The organism is Nocardia vinacea, from assembly GCF_035920345.1.
In the GTDB taxonomy this organism is placed as follows: Bacteria; Actinomycetota; Actinomycetes; order Mycobacteriales; family Mycobacteriaceae; genus Nocardia; species Nocardia vinacea_A.
In genome coordinates, this window is sequence record NZ_CP109149.1 from 2,933,444 (window position 1) to 2,954,063 (window position 20,620).

General features: G+C 65.3%; 18 protein-coding genes and 1 pseudogene. 5 read left to right on the forward strand and 14 right to left on the reverse strand.

Annotated features, from left to right (window positions below):
• Positions 1–5 precede the first annotated feature (5 nt).
• The gene (locus OIE68_RS13485) at positions 6–269 is read right to left on the reverse strand and encodes an acyl carrier protein (protein WP_327099721.1); all 264 of its coding nucleotides are present in this window, start codon (positions 267–269) and stop codon (positions 6–8) included.
• Between the two features lie 829 nt (positions 270–1,098).
• Here OIE68_RS13485 and OIE68_RS13490 point away from each other — a divergent pair.
• On the forward strand, positions 1,099–2,316 hold the full coding sequence (locus OIE68_RS13490; RefSeq protein ID WP_327099722.1) for a helix-turn-helix domain-containing protein: 1,218 nt from the start codon (positions 1,099–1,101) through the stop codon (positions 2,314–2,316).
• A gap of 11 nt (positions 2,317–2,327) precedes the next feature.
• Here the strand turns inward: OIE68_RS13490 and OIE68_RS13495 are convergent, their stop codons facing one another.
• The 6 genes from OIE68_RS13495 to OIE68_RS13520 all read right to left on the reverse strand — a co-directional run bounded on the left by OIE68_RS13495 (position 2,328) and on the right by OIE68_RS13520 (position 7,688).
• Complete coding sequence (locus OIE68_RS13495) at positions 2,328–3,290, reverse strand: alpha/beta hydrolase (protein ID WP_327101658.1); 963 nt, start codon at positions 3,288–3,290, stop codon at positions 2,328–2,330.
• Between the two features lie 362 nt (positions 3,291–3,652).
• On the reverse strand, positions 3,653–4,165 hold the full coding sequence (locus tag OIE68_RS13500; protein WP_327099723.1) for a hypothetical protein: 513 nt from the start codon (positions 4,163–4,165) through the stop codon (positions 3,653–3,655).
• Entirely contained in the window at positions 4,166–4,618 is a 453-nt protein-coding gene (locus OIE68_RS13505; RefSeq protein ID WP_327099724.1) for an ABA4-like family protein, read from the reverse strand.
• Complete coding sequence (locus OIE68_RS13510) at positions 4,615–5,571, reverse strand: hypothetical protein (RefSeq protein ID WP_327099725.1); 957 nt, start codon at positions 5,569–5,571, stop codon at positions 4,615–4,617. Before OIE68_RS13510 ends, OIE68_RS13505 begins: the two co-directional genes overlap by 4 nt.
• A gap of 24 nt (positions 5,572–5,595) precedes the next feature.
• A complete protein-coding gene (locus OIE68_RS13515; RefSeq protein ID WP_327099726.1) occupies positions 5,596–6,810 on the reverse strand; it encodes a carboxylesterase/lipase family protein in 1,215 nt (404 codons plus the stop codon).
• On the reverse strand, positions 6,807–7,688 hold the full coding sequence (locus OIE68_RS13520) for a VOC family protein (protein WP_327099727.1): 882 nt from the start codon (positions 7,686–7,688) through the stop codon (positions 6,807–6,809). The genes OIE68_RS13515 and OIE68_RS13520 overlap by 4 nt, the downstream gene beginning before the upstream one ends.
• Positions 7,689–7,773: 85 nt before the next feature.
• On the opposite strand from OIE68_RS13520, the gene OIE68_RS13525 reads away from it, so the two are divergent.
• Entirely contained in the window at positions 7,774–8,727 is a 954-nt protein-coding gene (locus tag OIE68_RS13525) for an AsnC family transcriptional regulator (RefSeq protein ID WP_327099728.1), read from the forward strand.
• An 18-nt stretch (positions 8,728–8,745) separates the two neighbouring features.
• Here OIE68_RS13525 and OIE68_RS13530 read toward each other — a convergent pair whose 3' ends face one another.
• Together OIE68_RS13530 and OIE68_RS13535 are read right to left on the reverse strand one after the other, a co-directional pair.
• A complete protein-coding gene (locus OIE68_RS13530; RefSeq protein ID WP_327099729.1) occupies positions 8,746–9,546 on the reverse strand; it encodes a VOC family protein in 801 nt (266 codons plus the stop codon).
• Positions 9,547–9,909: 363 nt separating this feature from the next.
• Positions 9,910–11,118, reverse strand: a complete 1,209-nt coding sequence (locus OIE68_RS13535) for an esterase/lipase family protein (protein ID WP_327099730.1) — start codon at positions 11,116–11,118, stop codon at positions 9,910–9,912.
• A gap of 337 nt (positions 11,119–11,455) precedes the next feature.
• Here OIE68_RS13535 and OIE68_RS13540 point away from each other — a divergent pair, with 337 nt between their 5' ends.
• Positions 11,456–12,106, forward strand: a complete 651-nt coding sequence (locus tag OIE68_RS13540) for a YdcF family protein (RefSeq protein ID WP_327099731.1) — start codon at positions 11,456–11,458, stop codon at positions 12,104–12,106.
• 32 nt (positions 12,107–12,138) lie between these two features.
• Entirely contained in the window at positions 12,139–13,191 is a 1,053-nt protein-coding gene (locus OIE68_RS13545) for a fused (3R)-hydroxyacyl-ACP dehydratase subunits HadA/HadB (RefSeq protein ID WP_327099732.1), read from the forward strand.
• On the opposite strand, the gene OIE68_RS13550 is transcribed toward OIE68_RS13545, so the two are convergent.
• On the reverse strand, positions 13,152–14,216 hold the full coding sequence (locus tag OIE68_RS13550; protein WP_327099733.1) for an LLM class flavin-dependent oxidoreductase: 1,065 nt from the start codon (positions 14,214–14,216) through the stop codon (positions 13,152–13,154). The genes OIE68_RS13545 and OIE68_RS13550 overlap by 40 nt on opposite strands.
• 157 nt (positions 14,217–14,373) lie before the next feature.
• Between OIE68_RS13550 and OIE68_RS13555 the strand changes: the two genes are divergently transcribed.
• Entirely contained in the window at positions 14,374–17,103 is a 2,730-nt protein-coding gene (locus OIE68_RS13555) for a discoidin domain-containing protein (RefSeq protein ID WP_327099734.1), read from the forward strand.
• 95 nt (positions 17,104–17,198) lie between these two features.
• Here OIE68_RS13555 and OIE68_RS13560 read toward each other — a convergent pair.
• The 4 genes and pseudogenes from OIE68_RS13560 to OIE68_RS13575 all read right to left on the reverse strand — a co-directional run.
• Positions 17,199–17,345 (reverse strand): annotated as a pseudogene (locus OIE68_RS13560) (ABC transporter ATP-binding protein); the annotation flags it as partial.
• A gap of 32 nt (positions 17,346–17,377) precedes the next feature.
• On the reverse strand, positions 17,378–18,388 hold the full coding sequence (locus tag OIE68_RS13565; protein ID WP_327099735.1) for an alpha/beta hydrolase family protein: 1,011 nt from the start codon (positions 18,386–18,388) through the stop codon (positions 17,378–17,380).
• Positions 18,385–19,335 (reverse strand): acyl-ACP desaturase, encoded by a 951-nt coding sequence (locus tag OIE68_RS13570; RefSeq protein WP_327099736.1) that lies wholly within the window; start codon positions 19,333–19,335, stop codon positions 18,385–18,387. Before OIE68_RS13570 ends, OIE68_RS13565 begins: the two co-directional genes overlap by 4 nt.
• Before the next feature lie 45 nt (positions 19,336–19,380).
• Entirely contained in the window at positions 19,381–20,214 is an 834-nt protein-coding gene (locus OIE68_RS13575) for a transcriptional regulator (protein ID WP_327099737.1), read from the reverse strand.
• Between the last annotated feature and the right edge of the window lie 406 nt (positions 20,215–20,620).

Here is a 20,620-nt window from a genome sequence, read left to right on the forward strand (position 1 = left end):
ACGATCTATGCCCCGATACCAGAGTGCCGGTCGGCGGCAGACTTGGCGACCACACAGTCGATTACGTCGCGCGCGGTGTGCAGTGTCGCAGCCTCCGCATCGGAGATCTCGATACCGAACGTGCGCTCGAGTTCGATGACGAGTTCGGCCGACCGGACCGAGTCCAAGCCATAATCCAGCAACGGCGTATTCACATCGATCGACGGGACCTGCAATCCTCGCGAAAAGAGTCCGCGCACCCGTGTGCCGACATCGTTCAACCCGGTCATCGCACGTCCTCCCACGCGCTCGAACCTACCGCGTCTGCAGTGCGCGCGACGCGGGTACAGAACATCGACTCCGTCGCGTAAACCATGAATCTTTGCTGCTCAGCGCGGAATCCAGCGTCAGCCGGGACTGCGATCACTTGCCCTCCGATACGGCAATCAGGACTGCCACGTCCAATATCTCGTCCATGCGCACAACTGTTGGCAATCACAGTGGTGCATGCACACATCTGTACACCGCTGATTTACGACTGGCAATGCGAATAGCGCCGACTCAGAGCCGGTTCGAACTTTCAGCAACTATTGCGCTAATGCAGCCAGACAATGTACGCAAAACTCGGATACACCCACCGAAAATGGGGCCCGACGAGTCAGCGTCTGAGACAATCCGTTCCTCTATTCGCGGTCACAGACAATTCGTCAATTCGACTATCGGTCGCGGCACGGGACCATTTATCAATATATTCGCTGTTCATACCCGGTTCACTGAGCGGACAGCAGAGTTTCCGAACCGACCTATCGGTACTTTTGTTTTGAATTGATCGCTAACATATTCCCGAGTCGAATGCAAAGTCGCGTAACCGCGTTTTTACGTCATGCAGCCGGACACGCACAGCATCCGAACTCCCGGCTAACTTCTGGTCCCAGCGGCGGATGTGACGGCTCTCATTACCCGCCGGTAGCCCCTCTGAAGCACTGTGACCGGTCACAAGCGCCCGACCACCCGGGTAGCGCACTCTCACAGAACCAAGCGAACCGGTCCACACCTCACCTCGCACGGTTACTGTGAATGCTCCACACAGCTACACCCGTGGCCAAAAAGGAGTCGCCAATGTCCGTCGACCACTCGACCAGGCCGACCCTGACCCTTTCGGGCAAGCCGATGTCGTCCCCGCTCAAGGACGTCCGCGCGCTGTCCCGACAGATGGTCGGCCACTTCGTGGACAACGTCATCCCGTGCGCGACGATGCCGGGGGAAGCCATCACCGGCGACTTCACCGCCAGCACCCGCGTCTGCCTCGAGATCGCGGTCAGCATGCTCGACGGCAAGGACATCCCGGAGAAGGTGCAGCGGCTCGAGGACCATGCCGCGGGCTGGGCCCGCGAGGGCGTGCCGATCGACACCATCCTGCATTCCATCCACGAGGGCTTCCAGATGGGCCTCGAACTGGTGGTTTCCAGTGCGACGATCAAGGATTACGACAATCTCGTCGACGGCGCCAAGATGGTCATCGAACTGCTCGACAAGCTCACCTCGGCGATCTCGGTGGCCTACATCCGCGAGCTGCGCGCCGTCGTCAGCGAGCACCACACCGCCGTGCACACCCTCACCTCCGCGCTGCTCGGCGGCCACAGCACCTCGACCATGGCCCGCGAATGCGGCATCGCCATCGCGGAGTCGTACGACGTTCTCGCCGTTGCCATTCCACCCCATCGCGACGAGCACAATCCGATGCTCGACGCCCAAGTGGTGGCCCGGCGCAAGTTGCGTCGGCTGCAGGCCGAACTCGCCACGCAATGCGGTGCGAGCGCGCTGTCGCTGCTGAGTGTGGACGGCGGCACCGTGCTGATCCCCTCGGCCCAATTCGACAACGAAGAGTTCGACGCCGTGGTGGCCAGGCTCTCGCACGCCGCGCAGGTCGGCATTACGGCGACCATGGTCGTGGCCACGCCGGAACAGATTCCGAACGCCGCCGACCAGGCTCACGAACTCCTCGACATGGTGCAACGGCTGCAGGCGGTGGCCGGGCTGTACCGCTTCGACGAACTCGCCCTCGAATACCAGCTCACCCGGCCGGGCCCGGGCCGCGAATACCTCGGTTCGCTGCTGGATCCGCTGGACGAACACCCCGAACTGCTGGAGACCCTGCAGCGCCACATCGCCAATAACCTCAACCGCCAGCGCACCGCCCGGGTGCTGCACGTGCACACCAATACCGTCGACTACCGACTCAAGCGCATCGGACAACTCACCGGCTTCGATCCGTCACAGCCGTCGGGGCTCTGGTATCTGCGCTCCGCCTTGGTCGCGCGCACATACCGAACCTGACACCGACGCAATCAGGAGGGAATGCCAAGCCCCGCGGCCAGCACGGGCCACGAAGTCTTCAGTGCCTCTTGCCAATAGCCCCACGAGTGCGTCCCGGTGGGCTGGAAGTCGTAGGTGGCGGGGATGCCCAGCCGATCCAGTTCGGTGCGCAGGTTCTGGGTGCACCAGTTCACCGCCGATTCGATGACACCGCCGATCACCAGCTGGTTGAAGAACCCGCGCGGCCCGGGCTGCATATGACTGCCGTTGTAGCGGTCATACATGCCAGGAACACCCGTCCCCGTCGAGATGAACAGGTGGATGCCGCGCAACTGCTCGGCATGCAGGTACGGGTCGTTGGCCGCCCACATCGGATCATTCGGCGGCCCATACATATTCACCGTATCGCCCCCGCCCCATCCCTCCACCGCAAGCTTCACGAACTGCTGCCCGATCGGATCGCTGATCTGGGCGCAACCGCTGTAGGCCGCAACCGCCTGGTACAGACCGGGTTTCGCGATCGGCAACTGCAAAACCGATGTGCCCGAGGTGGACAGCCCCGCGATCGCGTTGATGCCGGTGGTACCGAGTTCGGCATCGATCAGCGGCGGCAACTCCTCGGTGAGGAACGTCTTCCATTTGTACAGACCGAGTTTCGGATCCGGCGCACGCCAGTCGGTGTAGTAGCTCCACTTGCCACCCACCGGCTGAACCACATTCACGTCTTTATCGGCAAGGAACTTCAGCACATCGGTGTTCTTCTGCCAGGTCGCACTGTCCTGCCCACCCCCACCACCATTGAGCAGATACAACGTGGGCCGCGGCGTCGACCGATCTGCCGGACGCAGCACCTTCACCATGATGTCTTGCTGCATAGCAGCGGAATACACCCGCAACTGCACCGTGCGATCATCCTCGGCCCACGATCCGGTGATCGACGACGGCGCATCAGCATTCGCGGCCGACGGTACCGCAACCACACCCACAGTGAACATCGCCGCCAGCGCCGCCAGCGCGTGCAGCCAAGGGCAGCAACGTATTTCACCCCTCGATCGGCCCGAATCAGCAACCGACGCAGCCGTCCGTCCGGCGGGACTTCGCTTCATTGTTCACATCCTCCAGAACCCTGGCGTTCGTCGACTCGCACCGTTTGTACTCGTCAGCGGCACAGAAACTGCGCCAACGCTAAAACCGGAGAAGAACGATGTTCCGCAAACATCGGCCGGAACTGGACACCTCACGAATGCGTCCGACACCCCTAGGGATACGACACAACCCGCGATACACGCCACCGTTCTCGGCGTCCGCTGGCACCCTGGCCAGCACAAAGGCCCAACGTTCGGTGTGACAACACCGGTCAGCGTTCCGCTGCCACGTCGACGCGTTCGACACGGCTCGGGCTGTACAGCCCGGCCGCCCACACCGCCACGGCGATGTAGAGCACCTGTTCAGGTATCCGAATCCACAGCGGGGATGCCGGCGCACCGTTGAACGGGATGTCGGATACGGCGGCGTAGATGTTGGCGGGCAGCAGGGTGACGAACAGTGCGGCCAAGCCGATCCCGGCGGGTCGACGGGTTCTGGTGAGGACGAGACCGAGCGCGCCGAGCAGTTCCAGCACACCGGTCAGGTACACCATGAAACTCGGAAATGGCACGAATGGCGGCACCATCGGCAGCAGATCACTGTGGGTGGGAGCGGGTCCGCTCGCGAGGCTGTCGGGAAGGAAATGTGTTGTGCCGGTGAGCACCAGCATCGCCGCGAGCGCATACGCCGCGCACGTCACCCAGTCGGTGAATCGAGTGGCTCCCAGTAGACCCGCCAGGCGCAGCCCGAGCAGCACGATCAGGAGAAAGATCAGGGTTTCCATTTATGTCTCCGCATAGGTGGGTTGGTTCGGTATCGGTCGGTATGCCGGGAGGAATCGGATGATCAGGTAGCCGAGTACGCCGAGCGGCGCGAACAAGATCGTGAACAGCAGCAGTACGCTGATCGGCACGGGATGGATGCCGCGTTCGCGGCTGTCGAAGTAGATCCAGCGGCCCAGAAAAAGATCGAATCCGACGAAGTGCGCCCACGCCGCGGCCGCGCCCGTACTGCCGGCGAGAATTGTTTGCAGCCCAGGCAGGTTCGGGTTGGCAAGAGCGGACAGGAACGGCCCGAACTCCGGTAGCACCAGCGTCGCGTAGATCAGCAGCGGCGGCGCGCATATCAGCGGTGACGCGACGATGGTTGGCGTTCGGCGCCACCGCGGCGCCAGAATCATCAGTGCCCAGAAGGGCACGGCCGGCCAGAAGGTGAGGTCGAATAGCGCACGGGTCATCGAGTCGCTCCGATCGCGGTCAGCGGATCGGGTGACGGATGCGTAAATCGCGGTCGGCGCCGAATGATCATCGTGGCCGATCCGGTTGCAGCAGTGGCGATTACAGCGAGTGCCAACAGTGTCGGTTTGTCCGGATGCACCACGGATTGTCCGCGCAGCGCCTGCCAGGTCAGCACGGCGAGCAGGCCACCGAAGGTTGCTGCCGCGACGGTCACGAGCGCTGCCCTGGATCGGGCCGATCGAAAAGCAGGGATTCGGCGGGCACCGAATTCCAGGGCGATGACGACCAGTGGAAGCAGTTGCACCGCATGCATTCCGAGAAAATGCGGGATGCGTAGGTCACCACCGGTGGTGCTCCAGCCGAGAATCGGCAGGCCCGGTCCGCCGTCGGGCAGGCCGACGGTGTGCGCGCCTTGGATGGCGCTGCCGGTCTCGCGTTGGGCCGGGGTCGGCACCACCATGAGCATCCCCAGCGCCGCGCCGATCAGCGACAGTGCGGCGCCGTAGCGGATCGCGGCGTTGCGTGCCGGATCCGGCGTGGGGTTGCGGAACAGAACCAGCGATACGACCAGCGTCGCGGCCCAGACCACGACTATGGACAGCCCCATGGTGTCCCAGAGCACTGCATTGAGCGGAGTAGTGAAGTTGAAGTGGCTGGTGGTGCCGCGCACGATTTGGGTCACGATGACGGCCAGTTCCACACCGAGACCGACGGCCGCCACCGTGCCCGCCCACCAGGCGATCCGCCGCCAGCGGGTGAGCTGGGCGATGAGCCAGGCCCAGGTAACCGCGTAGATCAGCACCGAGAGCGCGAATTTCACCGCCTTGGCCCAGATCGGCAGTCCGGTGAGCACGCGATCGTCGACGATCAGGCCCCCGATCGAGAAGAGAACAAGCAGCGCCATCGCGATGGCGAGCAGCATCAGTGGGCGATGCCATTGCAGAGCGGTCATGTCGTGTCCTTCGGCAGGAACTCGTCAGGTGTTTATGTGGTGTTCGGTGGCACGGGACCAGCCGGGGTCGCCGTGGCGGATGAAGCCGATCCAGCGCTCGCGCATGTCCTCGACCAGGGCATGCGGCCGCTCGCCCATGAGCATCGGTGCGTGCGCCCACGCTGCCGCACTACCGAGCAGGAACGGCAGTTCCAAGCAGTGACAGGCGCCGAAGGGGCTGCCCGCGGGATGCCAGTCGAATCGGTAGAGCCATGCACTATTTCCTTGCGCGGCAAGGGTTTCCGCCAAACGCAAGGTAGGAGCACGGAACAGTTGGTGGGTCACAGTGTCGGCTGCGTCGGCGACCATCGCCGCCGCCTCGTCCTTTGTCGTTCCCAGCAGGACCTCGATGCCCGCCGCAGAGACCGACCGCACCAAGTCGTCGCTGACGAGAACACCATCGGCGACCAGCTGATACGGCGGAGCCGCACCACCGACCCGCGCCGCGACCGCATACTGCGCCGAGAGCAGCTCGGCCACCGGAGCGTCGAACAATCGCCGCTGCTCGTCCGGCGCAAGACCCAACTCGCTCAACAGCATTCGCCCGGCCGCCAGCGCGTCCTCGGGTGACGCGGGCGGGATACCCACAGGGGTGCTCTGCAGGATCGCACGCCGGAAAAGTCCGGCGGTTCCGGCGAGCATCGCGAGTATCGAGAGCGCCCCGCCGGATTGCCCGGCAGCGGTGACCTGCGCCGGATCCCCGCCGAACGCGGCGATGTTGTCCCGCACCCACTCCAGTGCGGCCAGTTGGTCGAGCAATCCGAGATTGCCTTCGCTCACCCCGGGCAGGCACAGATATCCGAGAACACCGAGCCGATAGTTGATCGTCACGACCACGATGTCGCCGTGCTCGGCCAATTCCGCACCGTCGTACCAGGCCAATCCGCCCGAGCCGCTGGTGAATCCGCCGCCGTGCAAGAAGACCAGCACCGGATGACCGGACCCGGCCGGTGCCCAAACATTCAGCGACAGACAGTCTTCGGCCTGGGCAACCGTGAACCGACCCATGACGCGCTCCAGCCGTGACGCCAACTGCGGTGCGGCCGGGCCGATCTCTACACTGTCGCGGATGCCCGGCCATGGCGCCGGAGCGCGCGGCGCGCCGAACCGCTCGGCAGTCGCGAAAGGGATACCGCGGAATGCGGTTACCGCACCGTCGACACTCCCCCTGACCTTCCCCCCGGCAGTCTCGACGATCATTGCGCGACGAATGCCAGTCCGGCGCCGTATGCGTCGCGCGCGGACACAAAGAACCCCGCCGCGGTCGTGCGAGTCGGCGTGCCACCGCTTTCCACAATCCGACGCGCGTGGTCGACATCATCGACCCGGATGGTCATCGCCGCGAAGTACGACGACGCAGGCACCGGCTCGCCGGGCAGCACCTGGCCGGCGTCCGACGCCCGAACGAACTCCAGCCGAACCTCTTTGTGCGCCAGCACCGTCAACGAACCCTCGATGCTCGGATCGACCGCTACGATGCGGCGGTAGCGGTCGACGATCTCGTCGAACTCGGTGTCGGCGGCCACGATCGTCACCGCCGCGATCCCGCGCGCCCCGTTCGGATGGTCGAGATACCGTGGCTGGTGCACATATTCGCGGGTCAGGTGCTGGGAGATGCCGAGCAGACCCTCGGACGTGCTGCGCGGGTCGATGTGCACCGTGCGGGCGCGCATGGTCCGCACGCCGTCCTCGGTGTCGACGTCACGTTCCAGCTCGAGCACACCGGAAGCGGGGAGCCCGGCTTCGATGAGCTGCGCGCTGACCACAGCGGCCTCGTCGGTCTCCAGATTGAGAATCCGGAATCCATCCGGCAGCGGCTTCGCGTGCCACGGGTCCGGCGCCGCGGCATCGACGATGCCGAACAATTCGATGTACGAGCCGCCGAACACCGCGCATTCGTTGGCGGTGCACCCCAGAATCGCCGGTTCACCCGGCCGCTGGCTCATCAGGTGTCGCGACCGCGGCGTCAAGGTGAATCCGAAGGACCGGTATCTACTCGTCATCGCATCGAAGTCATTGCCCTTGAGACCGGTGTGGTGGATGGCTCCGATGTACCGCTGGCCCATGTCGTCGTTCATGTGAACGACCCTGCTGGAACACAGCGTCGAAGACCGCTTATCGGGCGGTCGACGCCGTTTTCGGACATCTATCTACCCTGATCGGGTGGATTCGGACACCCTCGACGATCTCGACCTGCAACTGCTGCACGCACTACAGATCGACGGCCGCGCCGCGTACAGCACAATCGCCCAGGTACTGGGGGTTTCCTCGCGCACCGTGGCCCGTCGATACGGCCGCCTGCGCAGCAACGGACTCGTCCGAGTCACCGGCGTTGCCGCCGCGGGGCCGATCGCTACCGCCGAGTGGATCGTCCGAATCACGGTACGAGCCAGTGCCGCCACTACGCTGGCTCGCGCCCTCGCCCAGCGACCGGACACCGCCTGGGTGACGGTGGTGGACAGCGGCACCGAAATCGTGTGCATCTTCCGCATTCCCGACGACGGCCCGGCACCGCTGGCCGGACTCGCCCGACACGGGGATATCCTCGATATCTCCGCGCACCGGCTCCTGCACCACTTCATGAACCGCCGCTGGCGCGGCCGCACCTCCGCGCTGACCACCGCGCAAATCGAGGCACTGCAACCACCGGATACCGCCGCGACACAGTCTCTATCGCTGACCGAGCTCGACCACCGGCTGCTCGCCGCCCTATCACTCGACGGCCGTACCGCCTACCCCGATCTCGCCCGCCGCGTCGGCTGGTCCGAAACAGCGATCCGGCGTCGACTCGATGAGCTTCGACGCGCCGGGATCCTGCGGTTCAGCGTCGAAATCGACCCCGCCGCATTCGGTTTCACCGTCTCCTGCGTGATCTGGATGAGCGTAGTACCACATCAGCTCCAGACTGTGGCGACAGCCTTGGCTTCCGACTTCGAGGCAGCATTCATCGGCGCCACCACCGGCGAGCACAATCTGATCGAGATCGCGGTATTCCGCAAGTCCGCAGAGCTGTACGCCTACCTCACCGAGCGGATCACCACACTGGACGGCATCGAACGCATGGAGACCACACCGATCGCGTCCTACACCAAGCGCGATGCCCAAATATTTCGTTAGTCGTTCGGCGAAGGTCGTTTACTGCGGCATCGCGCCTACCGTCACGTTGGTGTCGATGATTCCGAACACCTCGCCCTGTGGCGCCGAGACCATTGCCATCCGACCGGCGGGCGAGTCGGAGGCGGGCATCAGTACCCTCGCGCCGAGTTCGGCAGCCCGCGTCAACCCGGCGTCGACATCGTCGAACTGGAACCAGGTCAGCCAGTAGCTCGGCATAGGCTCGCCGGGCATCACGGTGTCGTCGTTCATGCCGCCGACGGGCTGTTCGCCGCCGCGCGGGGTGAACATCGCGTAGATCATGTTCTTGCCGTCGCCGACGTCTGCGTAGGTGAAACCGAAGACATCGGCGTAGAACTTCTTCGCGGTGTCGAGCTGCCGGGTGTGCAGTTCGTTCCAGCAGTAGGCGCCGTGCTCGTTGTGGACGGCTGCGCCGTTGTGCGCACGGGCCTGCCAGATGCCGAATGCCGCGCCGACGGTATCGACCCCGATGAACATGCGCCCGGCGTCGAGCACGTCGAAAGGCGGCATGACCACCTGGCCGCCCGCCGCGCCCACCTTCTCGGCAATCGCGTCGGCATTATCGGCGGCGAGATAGGTCGTCCATACCGAGGGCATCCCGGCCTGCGGCTTGGGGCCGATCCCCGCGACAGCCTGCCCGCCCTTCATCCCCATCAGATATCCGCCGGCCTCGTCCCCGCCGCCTTCGATGGTCCAGCCGAACAGATCGGCGTAGAACTCGCTCGCCTTCACCGCATCGTCGACCTGGCAGTCGACCCAACACGGGGTGCCCTCGGACCAAGGTGTGCTTCGAACAGGCATCGATATCTCCGTTCACTCGTCGGTTGCCTACGGTCGCGGGCGGCGTACCTATCCCACCCGAGATGGTGCCGATCACACTGCCGTCTAGTAGTGAACCAGCATCTCCTCGCCGGTGTCCCGGAGTTCGCTGAACGTTTACCACCACCGCCCGCACCGGGTCCGGACATCCGAATGCCCACCGGCCGATTGTGCGGAATCGGCTCGGTGGGCACGCCGCCACGCGCCTGCACCGCCCGGAAAACGGAGGCGGGGTAGGAATCCGTATCACCGGGACGGGGTCGCGTGGCGGTGGGCGCACCCGCCGAACAGGCTCGGGGAGTCAGGGTTCGTCCTGTTCGGCCGCGGCGCACGCTTACTCGGATGTCACAGCTTGCCACCACCGCCGATCAACCACGGGTTGAAAGCGCATTCCAGATTCGGATGACCGGCCGGGTCGAGCGCGTTGAGCGCGATCGACAGCGCGCGCGGCGAGTACATCATCGTCAGGTGGTCGGACAGGTCCTGTTCGCAACCGTCCTGCAGGGTGATGTTGTGGACCGTCGCGCCCGGACCGGCCTTCAGGAAGGTCAGGTCGTAGGGGTTGGTGACCTCGTCGTAGCGAGTTCCGACCACGGTGTAGTCGACGCCGGGGACGGTGTCGCCGTTGGCGTTGAGCTGGTTCACGAAATCCGAGCCGATGGTCTGCTGGATGCCCGCGTGACCGACGAAGATCTCGATGAAGCCGAGAATGTCGATACCGAAGTTATTGATGGCCCGGCCCAATGCGCCGATGCCGTCGAGGCTGGTGCCGTGGTGGGTGGCGCCCAAGGTGACCAGATTCTTCACCTTGGCCGCACCACCCTCGAACTTGGTGTACCAGTTCGCCAACGAACCGCCCTGCGAGTGGGCGACGATATCGACCTCGGACGCGCCGGTCGCGGCGAGTACTCGATCGACGAAGGCCGCGACCTGTTTGGCCGAATCCTGGATGTAGCCGGTGCCCATCACACCGGGCAGCACCGATCCGAGACCGCCGCCTTCCAGCAGGTTCGAACGTCCGTAGTTGAAGGTGAAGACGCAGAAGCCCGCATCCTTCATCGGCTGGCCCATGTAGGCGAACCCGTTGTAGGCGTTCATCCACGTGCCGTGCAGTGCGACTACCGGGCGCGGATGTTCGGCGGTCGGTTTGCAGTTCCAGTCATTGGTGCCGGGCGGCGCGACATCGGGATTCAGCAGACCGTAGCCGAACGCGGCCAGCCACGCTGTGCTCGGCGGGCCGTAACCCACTGTGTCACTGGCGTATCCGCCCGACGATCCGGAGCTGCTACCGGAGCCGCCGTAGCAATCACCGGAGCCATTGCCCGATCCCGCACCGCTGCCCGAGGTGCAGGCCGAACCCGAACTGCCCGCGCTGCCGGAATCGGCGACCGGCGCCGCCTTCCGGCCCGCAGCGATGTAGTCGGCCAGTGTCTGCTCCGTGGGCGCCGGATCGGGATTCGCATTGGCTGCGACCCCGGTCATACTCATGGCGAGCACCGAGACGCCCATCATCACCGCGGCGCTGACCGACCGACCGCATCTACTTCGTTTCATGACATGCCTTCCTGGAGAACGACAGCGTTCGAGTCGCAGCGCCGAGGTATGTCGGTCGACGGCACTGAAACTGCGCCAACGCTAAAGCCGGGTGTCGGTGAAACCCATGGGACGGCAAGGTAACTGGATACCTCACCAAACGGGTTTGTCTCCGTTAGGGTTGCGGCACAATCACGGTTTTCCGGTGCCGCAGTATCGGCCACAATTCGCGCGATCCAATTCGGTGAATTATCCAGATCACCAACGGATCACGAGGAATTCGGAACATTTGGGACGACCATGGTTCCACGTTTTCCCGCCGTCGTCGGCCACCCGACGGCTAATGAGTGGAGCCGCCATGTTCGATCCGATCGAATCCACCGTCCGCTTCGGCCGCGGCACCGCGCGGATGACCGCGGGGATCCTGCTCGGCGCCGCGACGGTGGCGGCGGCATTGCTGCACAGCCCGCCCGCGGTCGCGGATGCGGGAAGCTCGGCCGAGCGGCCGCAGGGGATGCTGTTCGGTTGGCCGCCAACCGAACCCGGACCGTCGGCACAGCCGCTCGGCTTCCGCGGACCGCAGACCGCGATCGTGGTGCTCGGGTACGGACTGCTCCCCGACGGCGAAATGCGACCGGAGTTGATCAGTCGACTGCACGCCGGGTATCTGCAGGCCCTGCTGGCTCCCCTGTCGCCGATCATCGTGACCGGCGGCAATCCGCGCAATGGAGTCACCGAGGCGCGGGTGATGGCGGATTGGCTTATCGGACACGGCATTCCGGCCGAGCGCGTCCATATCGAGGCCGAGGCGGTGTCAACCGCCCAGAATGCCGAACGTTCGGCTCGGATCATGCACGATATCGGCATGCGCGACGCCGTGGTGGTGACCTCCGCCGACCATATCGACCGGGCCGCAGCCCTTTTCGGCGATGCCGGAGTAGCCGTCGTCGCCACGGTCACTCCCGAAAAGGTACCGCCGCTCGTTTGGGAGTTCGGGCCCAGATCCTGAGCCGCACCACATCCCGCAACACAGGAGCGAATATGAACAACAGCGCCGTCGATGCCGCTGCCGACCCAGCCGACCGTGCCCGCGCATTACTCGACCATCGATATCGATCCGCCACCACCTACGAGGTCGGACGGGAAAAGATCCGTGAATTCGCCCGCGCGATACAGGATTTCCACCCCGCACACTGGAATGAGGCGGCGGCCGCGCAGCTCGGCTTCGACGGTTTGATCGCCCCTCCCACATTCTCCTCGATAATCCTGCTCCGGGTCCACCGCGAAATACTCGATACCCTCATCACCGGCTACGATTCGCACCGGATTCTGCACGCGGACCAGGTGCTCGATATCGGCAGGCCGCTGGTCGCCGGCGACCGGATCACCTGTGATGTCTATTTCGAATCATTCCGGCATTTCGCCGATTACGACGTGCTCGCGGTCAAGAGCGTATTGACCGATCAGCACGGCGAAGTGGTGCAGACCGGGTCGACGGCTCTGCTGGCGCGCACCGGGCCCGAGGGCGCGGGATCGGCGGAGCGGGTCGGCCGGATCGCCATGCACTCCCCCGATGCGCCGGGTATGCCCGGCGTCATTGTTCCGGGCGAGGGCGACGGTATCGTGGCACCGATCTCGCCCCGCATACCGCGCACCACGGTCGATTTCGAATCACTTTCGGTCGGTACGGAGTTGCCGGCCCGGGTGGTACATCTGTCGCGCGGTGATCTGGTCAACTATGCCGGGGTAACCGGTGATACCAATCCGGTGCTGTTCAGTGAGCAGGCCGCCAACGCGACCGGTCTGCCGACCGTCGTCGCCCCCGGCATGCTCAAACTCGGCCTGGCCGCCGGCTACCTCGGTGGCTGGCTCGGTGATCCGGCGGCTGCCACCCGATTCCGCGCCCAGTTCGCGCATTACACGCACTATCTGCATATTCCGCCGCTACAGGCCAGCGCCATCGAATTCCGTGGTCGGATAACCTCACTCGATCCGCGTCGCCGCATGGCCACGGTCGCGCTGGATGCAAGGTCGCACGGCCGTAGGCTTTTCGGCTACGCCGCCGCGGAAGTCCTGTTCCCGGAGCGGGATTGAAGTCCCGGCCCGGGGACGGCAGCCGGCGGGGTGGACAAGCGCAGCTGCGCGAGTCTGCGATGTGAGTCCAGCCGCGCGGCGCGGTCGTAAGTGCTGGTGTGGACCAGGATTTCGTCCGCACCGGTGCGTGCGACCAAGGCTTCCAATGCCTCCGCGACCTCGTCCTCGGTGCCGTGGATATGGTCGCGCAGCGACTCGTCGAAGATCCGGCGTCCCCGGTCGGTCATCGTCATGGATTCGATCTCCGCGGGCGGAATCAGCACCGGAAACTCACCGCGCGTACGGGAATACGCGCTCGACCACGCCTCGGGCAGCAACAGCCGATGCGCTTCCTCGGTCGAATCGGCGATCACCACCGCACCGGATACGACGACATACGGTTCGGATCCCCATGGCGTCGGGCGAAAGTGCACGCGATAGCGGTCTATCGCCTCGACCATGCGGTCCGGTCCGCCGATCGAGGCGATGACCAGCGGCAAGCCGAAACGCGCAGCCCGCTCCGCACCGGAGCCGGTCGCCAGCAGGAATGCGGGTACCCGCAACCCCTCCGCAGGCCAAGCGTGCACACCCGACTTGCCGCGCGTGAAGTATTCGAGAACATCGGTGAGCTGCTGATCGAAATCGTCGGCATCGCTCTTGCCGTGTCCGAGCGCCCGTCGCACCCCATCGGTGAAACCCACCGAGCGCCCGAGTCCCATATCGATCCGCCCCGGGTACAGCGATTCCAGGACACCGAATTGCTCGGCAACGACCAATGGTTGATGGTTCGGCAGCATCACCCCGCCGGTCCCGATTCGGATCCGCGAAGTCACCGCAGCGGCAGCCGCGGCCAGCACGGTTGGAGCCGAGCCCGCGACGCCGGGCACACTATGGTGCTCCGACACCCAGAACCGGTGATATCCCCAATCCTCGGCCAGGCGCGCGAACTCCACGGTCTCCCGGAGTGCCTCCGGATGGCTCTGTCCGCGTCGGACGCGCGAACGATCCAGAATCGAAAACCGCACCTCATCGAGTCCTGAAGTCATATCAGTGTCAACACCCCGGGCCCCGCCGCATTCCACGGCGCGGATCGTTGTGGATGGAACAATGGAAATCACACCTGCGTAACCCGGTAGCCGGTCCTGCGGTCGTCGACGCGTATCGCGGCTCGGCACGAACGTCGAGCTCGACGTGGAGGCGCGAATGTCCCGGATCGGCCAGTTATTCCGACGTGTGAGCCGTCGCACCGCCATTCTGTTGGGTATCGCGCTAGCGGCGGTCATCATGTTGGCGGCAACAGCGGTGCTGGTCGCGGTGCATCACACCGATCGAGTTGCGAGTGGTGCATGTCCGGATGATCCATCGGCGTCGGCTCCCGGCTGGGCGCTGTCGAACGATGAGGTGGACGTGCCGATCGATGCACATCCGTTCGTCGGGAACGGCTATCTCGGATTGCGTGTGCCACCGCGCGGCATGGGATACACGGCGACCGATGAGCCAACCGGCTGGCCGCTCTACACGCCCGCATACGATGGCGCTTTCGTCGCCGGCCTCTATGCGCACACGCCGGGTGTGGCCGACAACCGCGAGGTCGCCGCGGCCATTCCGAACTGGTCCGGATTGCTGGTCGGTGTCGGCGAGCACACCTATTCGCCGGCCACACCCGCTGCTCAGATCTCGAACTTCACGCAAACACTGCACCTGCGCTGTGGACTGGTGCGGACCCGGCTGACCTGGAGCGCCCCCGATGGCAAGGCCACCGATCTGGTCTACGACGTGCTCACCGACCAGGTGGATCAGCATGTCGGCGCGGTGCACGTCACGGTGATGCCGCATTGGTCGGGCGAGATGGTCGTCTCCGATCTCGTCGACGGCGCCGGGGCGCGACGGGTCAGCCAGTCCGAGGTGGGCGCTCGCGATGATGACACCATTCGGGTCGGATTCCGTACCGACGGCACCGATGTCGGCGGCGAGATCGTCTCCGTGCTGCGGCCGGGAGCGGGTATCGCTTCGAACGCGATTCAGCCGATGCCACCGGGCCGCGATCTCAGTGCGCGCCAGGATGTTCGGTTTCCGGTGCGCGACGGAGGCACGTATCAGTTGACGAAGTTCGTCGGGGTCGATACCACCCGTACGTCTCCTGATCCGGCGGCGACCGCGTTCGAGTCGGCACAGCGGGCCGTGTGGACGGGGTGGGCGAACCTGCTCGCCGAAACATCCGCGGCCTGGCGGGCGCGGTGGCGCGGTGATATCGAGGTTCCCGGTCAACCCGATGTGCAGACCTGGACGCGCGGTGCGCTGTATTCGCTGTATTCGAGCACGAACTCCCAACAGGACAACAGCATTTCGCCCGTCGGGCTCAGTAGCGACAACTACGGGGGCGCGGTGTTCTGGGATGCGGATATCTGGATGTTCCCCGGGTTGTTGCAGTTCGCACCGGAATTGGCGAAATCCGTGGTGGACTACCGCTTTCGGACATTGTCCGCCGCCCAGGCGAACGCCCAGCGGCTCGGCTACCGCGGCGCCTTCTATCCGTGGACCAGTGCGAGCCGTGGCGATCTCGACGAATGCCACAGCTGGGATCCGCCGCACTGCCTGACGCAGATCCATCTGCAAGGCGATGCGTCCTTGGCGGCCTGGCAGTACTACGCGGCCACCGGCGATACCGGCTACCTGCGCGAACGCGGCTGGCCCGTGCTGCGCGCGCTCGCCGAATTCTGGGCCTCGCGGGTGACGCGCAACGACGACGGCAGCTACTCGATTCGCAATGTCGCGGGTCCCGACGAGTACAGCAACGGGGTGAACGACGCGGTCTACACCAATGCTGTCGCCGCCCTCGCCCTGCGCAATGCCACCCGCGCGGCCGAGATTCTGGGCGTACCGCACCGGCCCGAGTGGACCGCGATCGCCGATGGGCTGCGCATGCCGTTCGATCGCAACCAACGGATCTTCGTCCAATTCGACGGCTATACAGGCACTCCCATCAAACAGGCGGACACCGTGCTGCTGATCTATCCCCTGGACTGGCCGATGCCGCCGGATGTGGCGGCCAATGTGCTCGAATACTATTCGGAGCGAACCGATCCCGACGGTCCCGCGATGACAGATTCGGTGCACGCCATCGACGCGGCCACAATCGGCGTCCCCGGCTGCGCCACCGACACCTTCCTCGAGCGTGCCGCGCGCCCGTTCGTCCGCGCCCCCTTCGGCCAGTTCACCGAGGCCCGCGGCGCCAAGGTCGGAGCGAAGGACCCGCTCGCCGGTGCGCCCGCCTTCACATTCGTCACCGCGGCAGGCGGCTTCCTGCAGACCTTCACCAACGGCCTACTCGGCCTGCGCTTCGAGACCGACGAAATCCGGATCGCCCCAACCCTTCCGCCCGAACTACCCGACGGCCTCACCATCCGTGGAATCCACTGGCAGGGCCGAACTTTCGACGCCACCATCGGCCCCGACGAAACCGAACTCACCTTGACCGACGGCCAACCGCTACAGGTCCGAACCGATACCGAAACCCACCGCCTCGACAGCGCACTGACCGTCCCGACCCGCCGCCCCGACCGGACCCCCACCGACAACCTAGCCCGCTGCAAACCGGTCACCACCAGCTCCGACGAACCCGGCAAATACGCCGAAGCCGCCGTAGACGGCACTCCCGCCACCAGCTGGTCCCCCAACACCCCCACCGCCAGCCTCACCGTCGACCTGGGACAGGAAACCCACATCGCCCGAATCGTCCCGCACTGGGCCGCCCCCACCCCAACCACATTCACCGCCTCCCCCGACAACCACACCTGGACCCCGATCACCCCCGACCCAACCACGGGCACCCTCCCCACCCCACTCTCAACCCGCTACATCCGCCTGGAACTCACCACCCCAATCCCCCACCCCACCCTCCGAGAACTCGAAATCACCGGCCCCCGAACCTGATCCGTGCCCCTAGGCGCAGCTGGTCAAGCGATCACCATGCATCGGTGGCGGCATCGGCCGAGAGCCGACTACACCTTTCCCGCGATCCCGCGGGCCAATCGGTCCCGCAGTTCGGCCGCATGCCGCTCGGCTCCGGCGGCGCATTGTCCGCGCAGCCGCGCGAGATAGACGAGCTGATCGAGCACCGGCTGCTTCGGATACAGCCCGCGTTCCTCGGGCATATAACCGAACGAACGCCGAAGCAATCCGCACCAGCTCAGGATTGCCGCGTGAATCAGTGCGGGTCCGGAAGGCCGAGCGCCGGGGCGAGCACGCGCCAAGCCCTCGGCAGTTGGGCCTCGAAATCGGGCCAGGTGTGCATACCCGTCGGAGCGTAGTCGACGGTGGCCGGGATATTCAGCTCGGCCAGTCGTGCCGCGAAGCGTTCGGTGCACGAGCGCGCACCGGCCTCGAGGGCCAGGCCCCCGCCCGCCGTCTTCAAGGCTTCACCGAGGTCGGACGCACGCGATACCGCGACGAGGTCGGCATCGGTCGGCAGACCGGTCGCCGCGGCCAGGTAGATCGAGGTGCCGCGCAGCTGCGGTGCGCCGAGCAGGCTGTCGTGCGCACTCCACTCCGGCGATCCGGGTGGGCCCCAGAGATTTTCGACATTGCCACCGCGCGACGCGACGGTGATCGTGGTGACCGCCCGACCGAGATCGTCTGCGGTGGAATAACATCCACTCATTCCCGCGACCGCACGGTAACGCCCCGGATTCCGCTGGGCCAGCATCATGGCCGCCTGTGCACCCATCGATACACCCGCGATCGCCCGCCGCCCATCGGTTTTCAGATACGACTCGATAATCGGCGGCAGCTCGGCGGTGAGAAAGGTTTCCCAGCGGTTGACCCCGAGGGTGGCGTCGCGTCGCAACCAGTCGCTGTACATGCTCCCGGTGCCGCCGCTGGTCAACACCACATCGACCGGTTTATCCGCGAAGAACTCCGCCGCACGCCCCTTGGTCAGCCACCCCGAGACCGCCTCGCCGTCGACGCCATCGAGCAGATACAGCAACGGATGCGGTCCGGAACCGCTGCCGCGCAACACATCCACCGTAATGACCCGACGCATGGCGGCCGAGGCGATGGCGAAACGTTCGTGCCGCGGCCCGACCGTCTCGATGCTGATCGTTCCGGTCCGCGTCATGGCCGGATCGACGGCGGGCGGATCCGCGAGGGCAGGCACGCCCGCCAGCGCGGCGATGAGGGCCATCGCCGCCGCAGTGATCGGTGCTCGAAGACTCATGGTACGACGGCGGATCGCTCTGCCTGTCTGGCCGCGGCCCGGTCGCGCTGCTCCTCGAAACGTGTTGCCTTGACGGCCAATTCATCGAGGTATGCGCCGAGCTCGTCGCGGGCGCGTTCGCCGTCGTCGGACAGATCGGTGCGCTCGAAGACATTCCAGGCGCGCAACACCGGCCGCAACACGACATCCAGATGCTGGCGCAAGTCGTAGATGCCGTTCTTGGCCAGTACCACCGCATTTCGCCGGAAGTTGGGCTGGGTGAGTCCGGGCATCTGGAACCGCGTGACGATATCGGTGACCGCACGCATGGCCTCGTCGGGTGCGAGGTCGAGGGCGGCGGCGCTGAGGTTGCGGTAGAAGATCATATGCAGGTTCTCGTCGGCGGCAATCCGTTGCAGCATACGCTCGGCGATGGGCTCATTACAGGCGGCGCCGGTATTTCTGTGACTTATTCTGGTCGCCAGTTCCTGCAATGTTACATATGCGACCGAACGCAGGAACTGCGCCCCCTTCTCCGGCTTCGCGACACCCGTCGTCATATGCGCCATTCTGGCCTGTTCCAGTGCCACCGGATCCACCGCGCGAGTGACCACCAGATAATCGCGCATGACGATCGCATGCCGGTTTTCCTCCGCGGTCCAGCGCCCGACCCAGGTGCCCCAGACACCGTCCAGTGAGAACGACTCCGAGATCTCCCGGTGATAGGACGGCAGATTGTCCTCGGTGAGCAGGTTGGTCACCATGGCGGTGCGCGCGACCTGCGACAGCCGAGATTGCTCCGGATCCCAATCGATGCCGCCCATGGCGGCGAAATTCCGGCCGTCGTCCCACGGCACATAATCGTGCGGGTGCCATGCCTTGGCCTTGCGCAGATGCTCGTCGAGATGACGTTCGGCGACGGGCTCCAGTTCGCGCAGAATGTCGAGATCGGTCAACGCGGTCGTCACACGTGCTCCTCTGTTCACCCCTGAATCGACGATAAGCTGGCCTGTTCAGGCCGAACGGGTGATTCGTCGATCATTGGGCGAGGTGACGACAGCTCGACGATTTGGCTGGAAACCGTCACAACCCGGCAGATCGGCCAGCCGATAGAGCCCTGGCGCCCGGCCTTCGGCGAGGAGTCGGGCGAGCCGTTCCTGTGCCGAGCCTGCCAGTTCGGGAATCCGAGCGGTCTCCCCGGAGGCCACCACTGCGGTCAGCGGTACCTCGGCAGCCTCGCTGACCAGCTCGAGTACCTCCGGAGTGAGGGCGAGTGGTGCAATGGCGGATACCTCGTCGATCGGCACCAGGACCGTGCCGCCCTCGTCGGACAGCAGCGACAGTGCCCGGGAACCGAGCGGCATCGCCAGTGCCGCCTGGACCCGGCGCAACTTACGGCGGGCCGCGGATGGCGCGCCTGGACCGCGTCTTCGCTCGTCCGGATGTGCGGGAATCGCGAGGGCGACGACCTGATAAGACGCGGCGACGCTGACACCGGCGCGCCCGGCCAGCCGTGCGACGCCGTGCCCGCTGAGCAGCGCCGATACCAGAGTCTGCGCGGCGGTCTGCTGTTCGCGGGCGACCTGGCGATGTTCGTCCAGATAGGCCGTGGACGTCGCCGTCGTCACCATTTCCAGCACGCGCACGATCAATCCGGCCGCGGCCGCCACCTGATCGGCCTCCTCGTCCGCTGCCTGTTCGGCGAGGAATTCCAGCCCCGCGCGCACACCGTCGTGATAGGCGTCCAGCACAGTTTCCAGCGCCACCCCCTCGCGGGCCCACCGCGCGGCCGATCCGGTGATCACCCCGGGCTGCTCGGCAGCCGGATCCAACCGCGGTTCCAGCACTTGCGCAGCCTCCGCCAAGCAGGTGCGTGTGATAGTACCGAGATCTCCGCGCTGCGTGCGCCGGGCCTGAAAAGTCAAATGTTCGACCAGTTTCGATTCCAGGCTCTTTCTGCCCGAACCAGCCTGTTTGCCCACCATGACTTTGAAAGGCTAGTGGCGTTCGGACCGAAATCGCATACCTGGTGCGGTAATTAGGAAAGTCATCACACCGCGACGACCAGCTTGGACGAAATCACAAGCAGCGGAGCGATTCTCGGTCCAATATTTCCGGTCATTCGGATGACCGGATATAGTCGGCGAGACCGGTGCTCCACGGGGACACTGACGCGGGTGCGCCACCCGGTGCGACGGCTGTAACGCCCGGCGACGATCCACCGACGGCACCGAGGACGGCACACCCAGCGGA